A 722-nucleotide genomic window follows, 5' to 3' on the forward strand; every position below is an offset into this window, starting at 1 on the left:
CGGCTGGCGTGCACCAGCAGCACCTCGCTGTCGCGGGCGAAGGCCCGCCGCAGCGAGATGTCGTAGCGGTCGGGATGGAAGCGGTCGAGGTCGACGCCCAGAGGAATCCGGCGCAGGTTGGTCGCACCGATACGACGGAATTCCTCCCCCGCCCACGCGGTGGTGGTCACCACCGTGTCGAACGACCGCGCGAGCGCGGCGTTGGAGCGGTCGGCGGCGGCCCGGACCGGCAGCACCCCGCGCAGCGGGCGGGGCGTCCACAGGTTCAGCAGCCGGTCGAGGCGTTCGTGACTGACCACGACGGACCCCACCCCGGCCCGGCGGGCCCACCGGCCCAGTGGTCGCAGGGTCGCCCGGTCGTGGACCTCGACGCGGTCGGGTGCCTCGGCCTCCAGCAGCCGGATGACCCGCCACGGGTCGGTCAGGAAGCGGTAGTCGGTGCCGGGTACCAGGGGCGCGCGCATGGTGACCACGGTTGCGTCCGGGGTGTGGCGGACGCCGTCCTGCTCCGCAGGGACGATCTGGACGACCTCGTGCCCGGCCGCGGTGTACCCGGCGGCGAGGTGCCGCAGCGTGGTGCGGATGCCACCGGAGCGTGGTGCAACGAAGTTGGCCGCCTGGACAATCTTCACCGGGTGCTCCCGTCCTCGTCGTGGTACGTCCCGACCCGGCCGCCGCCGCTGTAGCTGCCGCTGCCGCCGTAGCTGTCGTCGTCCCGGTAC

At 73.4% G+C, this 722-nt stretch carries 1 protein-coding gene; it reads right to left on the minus strand.

Features of this window, described 5'->3' with window-relative positions:
• Positions 1-632 (minus strand): glycosyltransferase (locus DD1DGNOD_RS29180; RefSeq protein WP_241255611.1); only part of this gene is annotated, 632 nt, incomplete at its 3' end.
• Positions 633-722: the final 90 nt, after the last annotated feature.

It is taken from the genome of Candidatus Protofrankia californiensis (genome assembly GCF_900634765.1).
Taxonomy (GTDB): domain Bacteria; phylum Actinomycetota; class Actinomycetes; order Frankiales; family Frankiaceae; genus Protofrankia; species Protofrankia californiensis.